Here is a 4720-nt window from a genome sequence, read left to right on the forward strand (position 1 = left end):
CGGCGTCACACCCCACGAACGGACCAGCGCCAGCAGCGCCACCTCCACCGCGAAGATCGCCGGCTGCGCCGAACCCGTCCGGTCCAGCGACTCCGCGTCCAGCCCGTGCAGCCTCAGCCCCAGCGCCTCGCACGCCTCGTCGTAGGCGGTCGCGAACACCGGGAACGCCTCCGACAACCCGCGGCCCATCCCGACCCGCTGCGACCCCTGACCGGTGAACACCACCGCCAGCCGGCCCTCGACCGCCGTGCCCCGCACCACCGCGTCGCCCAGCAGCACGGCCCGCGGCTCCTGAACCGGCCGCGAGGGCAGGGCCACCCCGATGTCCGACGGCTCAGCGGTCAGCGACCGCTCCCGCCGGACCTGGGCCTCCAGCGAATCGGCGGAACGTGCGGTCACCACCAGCGGCACCACCGGCAGCGGGGTCGCCACCACCGGCTCGCCCGCCGGCACCGGCGCGGGTGCCTCCTCCACGATCACGTGCGCGTTGGTCCCGCTGATCCCGAAGGACGACACACCGGCACGGCGGGGCCGCTCGCCCGCCGGCCAGGGCCGTGCCTCCGTCAGCAGCTCCACCGACCCGGCAGACCAATCGACCTGGGACGACGGCGCGTCCACGTGCAGCGTCCGGGGAAGGACCCCGTGCCGCATCGACTGCACCATCTTGATGATCCCGGCGACACCGGCCGCCGCCTGCGTGTGCCCGATGTTCGACTTCAGCGACCCCAGGCGGAGCGGCTCGCCGCCGGCCCGGTCCTGGCCGTACGTCGCCAGCAGCGCCTGGGCCTCGATCGGGTCGCCCAGCCGGGTCCCCGTGCCGTGCGCCTCCACCGCGTCCACGTCGGCCGGGGAGAGACCGGCCGACACCAGGGCCTGGAGGATGGCGCGCTGCTGGGCGCCGCCGTTCGGCGCGGTCAGGCCGTTGGACGCGCCGTCCTGGTTGACCGCGCTGCCCCGGATCACCGCGAGGACGGGGTGCCCCAGGCGCTGCGCGTCCGAGAGGCGCTCGACCAGCAGCATGCCGACGCCCTCGCCCCAGCCGGTGCCGTCCGCGCCCTCGGCGAAGGACTTGCACCGGCCGTCGGCGGCGAGACCGCCCTGCTTGGCGAACTGGCCGAAGGAGTCCGGGGTCGACATGACCGCCACGCCGCCGGTGAGTGCGATCGAGCACTCCCGGCTGCGCAGGGCGCGACAGGCCAGGTGCAGGGCGACCAGCGAGGAGGAGCAGGCGGTGTCGACCGTGACCGCCGGGCCCTCCAGGCCGAACGTGTAGGCCAGCCGGCCGGAGAGGACGGCCGGGGCGGTGCCGGTGAGCAGGTGGCCGAGGACGCCGTCGGGAAGGTCCTCGACGTACGAGCTGTACCCCAGGTAGCTGCCGCCGACGAAGACGCCGGCCTGGGTGCCGCGCAGCGTCGCCGGGTCGATCCGGGCGTTCTCGAAGGTCTCCCAGGCCACTTCGAGCAGGACCCGCTGCTGCGGGTCCATCGCCAGCGCCTCGCGCGGGCTGATCCCGAAGAACGCGGGGTCGAAGTCGCCGGCGTCGTGGAGGAAACCGCCGGTGCGGACGTCGTCCTCGGCCGCCGCGGCCGGGGCGAACCAGCCCTCCCAGCCCCGGTCCGTGGGAAACCCGGAGACGGCGTCCCGGCCCTCGTCCACCAAGGCCCAGAGGTCCTCGGGGGAGGACACCCCGCCGGGGTACCGGCACCCCATCGCCACGACGGCGATCGGCTCCTGTTCCGCGGATTCCAGCTCGGTGAGGCGCCGGCGGGTCTGGGCCAGGTCCGCGCTCACCAACTTGAGGTAATCGCGAAGGGTTTCCTCAGTTGCCATTCAGCTTCACCTCTGCGGATGACCGAACGCACGTCGAATCGAGCGACGTCCGAAATCGAAGGCCTCGAAAAGCAGCCCGACGCTGAGGCTAGGAGCTCCGGATTGCCACCCGGAACCCCTAGCGCTCCCCTAGGGGCCTGCCCGCTCAGGCCCGTCCGAGCTGCGAGTCGATGAACTTCAGCAGGTCGTCGTCGGAATCCCCGGAGGGCGTCCCCGGCGCCGCCGCGGACGCCTCGGAACCCCCCGCGTCCAGCAGGGACAGCAGCGAACGGAGTTTGATCCGCAGCTTGGTCCCGGTGATCGTGTCCGGGGTGGATCCGGTGAGCCGCTGCTCTATGCCGTCGAGTTCGTCGAGGACCGAACGGGAATTGTCCGGAACCATGTGAATTCGCAGATACGTCGCGAGTGCGGCGGGCGTGGGATGGTCGAAGACCAGTGTCGCCGGGCACCGCAACCCGGTCGACGCATTCACCCGGTTGCGCAGCTCGACGGCCGTGACCGAGTCGAATCCGATTTCCCGGAAAGCACGGTCCGGCGGAATCCTGTCGGCGCGGGAAATGCCGATGACGGCCGCGATGTGTCCCCACAGCAGGTCGACCAGTTCGCGCTCGGCGTCCTCGGGCGGCAGGGCGGCCAGGCGGTCGCGGAGCGCGGCGGCGGCGTCGGTGTCCTCGGGCCGGTCCGGGCCGCGGTCGGCGGCGGCCTCCAGCTCGCTCAGGAGGCGGCCGGTCCGGGCCAGGCCGAACGCCGGCAGGAACCGGGCCCAGTCGACGTCCGCGACGACCAGCGACGCCGGTGCGGCGGCCAGTTCGGCCACCGCCCGGCCGGGGTCCAGCGGCCGGATGCCGAGCCGGAGCAGCGAGCCGTCCGCCGCCGCCGTGGCGGCGATCCCGCCGCCCGCCCACGGTGACCAGGCGACGGCCGTGGCCGGCCGGCCCTGGGCGCGGCGCCGGTCGGCGAACGCGTCGAGGAAGGCGTCGGCGGCCGCGTAGGCGGGGTGCCGGGCGGTGCCCCAGACGCCGGCCACGGACGTGAAGACGACGAACGCGTCCAGCTCGGTGCCGGCCAGGAGCTCGTCCAGGAGGAGCGCCCCGGTGACGCGGGCGCCCGTCACGGCCGCGGTCTCGGCCGCTGTCAGGTCGGCGACGGGGGTGTCCTGGGCGACGCCCGCCGCGTGCACGACGGCGCTGAGGTCGGCGGGGAGGCCGGCGACGAGCGAGTCCACCTGCTCCCGGACGGTGAGGTCGCAGGCGACGACGGTCACCTGCGCGCCGGTCTCGGCGAGTTCCGCGCGGAGGGCTTCGGCTCCGGGGGCGTCCGGGCCCCGGAGCCCGGCCAGGACCACGCCGGTCGCGCCGTTGCGGACGGCCCAGCGGGCGGTGTGCCCGCCGAGCGCGCCGGTGCCGCCGGTGATCAGGACGGTTCCGCGCGGACGCCAGCCGGCTTCGGCCGTCGCCGGGGCGGGCCGCAGGCGGCGGCCCCAGGGCTGCCCGTCGCGGAGCGCGATCTGGTCCTCGCCGCCCGTCGTGGCGAGGACCGCGGCGAGCCCGTCGGCGGCGGGGCCCGTCGCGGTGAGCCCGTCGGCGCCGGCCTCGGGCAGGTCGACCAGGCCGCCCCACCGGCCGGGGTGTTCGAGTGCGGCGACCCGGCCGAGGCCCCAGACCTGGGCCTGCGCGAGGCTGCGCACCGGTTCGCCGCCGACGGCGACGGCGCCGCTGGTGACGATCCACAGCGGGGCGTCCACGCCGTCCAGCATCTGCACCAGGGAGACGGTGTCCGCGAGGCCGCGCGGTACGGCCGGGTGGTCGGGATGCTGGCGCTCGTCGAGCGCCAGCAGGGACACGACGCCCGTGGTCCCGCCGGGCGGGACGTCGTCGCCCGCGCCGGCGGTCACCACGTCCGCACCGGCCGAGACCAGGTGCGCCGTGACGGCCGCCACGAGCGGGTGGGGTACGGCGGGTGCGACGACCAGCCAGCGGCCGGTGAGGCGGGCACCGGCGCCGGGCGTCACGGGGGCCCAGCCGACGCTGTGGCGCAGGCCCGTGTCCCGGGTGAGGGGCTCGCCCGCGTGGTCCGGCGAGAGCCAGTAGCGGCGGTGCTGGAAGGGGTAGGTGGGCAGGTCGGGCAGGCGGCGGCCGTCGGTGGGCCAGGCCCGCCAGTCGACCTCGATCCCGCGGACCCACGCCTCGCCGAGCGCGCGGATCTGCCCGGCCGGGCCGTCCTCGCCCCGGCGGAGCGTCGCCCAGATCCCGGCGTCGGGGGCGCACTGCTCTAGGGCCATGGTGAGCACCGGGTGCCCGGAGACCTCGGCGAACAGCCGGAAGCCGTTCGCCGCCAGATTCTCCACGACCGGCGCGAAGCGGACCTGTTCCCGCAGGTTCGACCACCAGTAGGCGGCGTCCACCGGTTCGGTGACCTGCTCCCCCGTCACCGTCGAGTACCACGGGATGCGCGGCGCCGCGCCGCGCACCTCGCCCAGTACGGCCGACACGGCCTCACGCGCGGGCTCCACCTGCGGCGAGTGCGACGCGTACCCGACGCCGACCAGCCGGGCCCGGACTGCGCGGCTCTCGCACCAGGGCACGAACGCCTCGACGAGCGGCCGCTCGCCCGCCACCACCACCTGCGACGGGGAGTTCACGGCGGCCACCACCAGGCCGGCCCACTCCGGGCCCGCCAGCCAGTCCGCGACGTCGTCGGGCGTGGCGCCGACCGAGGCCATGCCGCCGTGCCCGTCCAGTCCGACCAGCGCCCCGGAACGCGCCGCGACCACCCGCGCCCCGTCCTCCACCGTGAGCGCCCCCGCCACCACCGCGGCCACCACCTCACCCTGCGAATGACCCACCACCGCGGCGGGAACCACCCCGAACGACTCCCACCACGCCGTGAG

2 protein-coding genes are annotated in these 4720 nt (G+C 75.5%); both read right to left on the minus strand.

Going from position 1 to position 4720, the window contains the following annotated elements:
• Nucleotides 1-1830 (minus strand): type I polyketide synthase (locus tag PUR61_RS15925; RefSeq protein ID WP_329879504.1); only part of this gene is annotated, 1830 nt, incomplete at its 3' end.
• Nucleotides 1831-1975: 145 nt separating this feature from the next.
• Nucleotides 1976-4720, minus strand: a 2745-nt coding sequence (locus PUR61_RS15930) for an SDR family NAD(P)-dependent oxidoreductase (RefSeq protein ID WP_329879505.1), incomplete at its 5' end; no start/stop codon positions are given.

The sequence above is a fragment of the Streptomyces sp. BE20 genome, assembly GCF_036322525.1.
In the GTDB taxonomy this organism is placed as follows: domain Bacteria; phylum Actinomycetota; class Actinomycetes; order Streptomycetales; family Streptomycetaceae; genus Kitasatospora.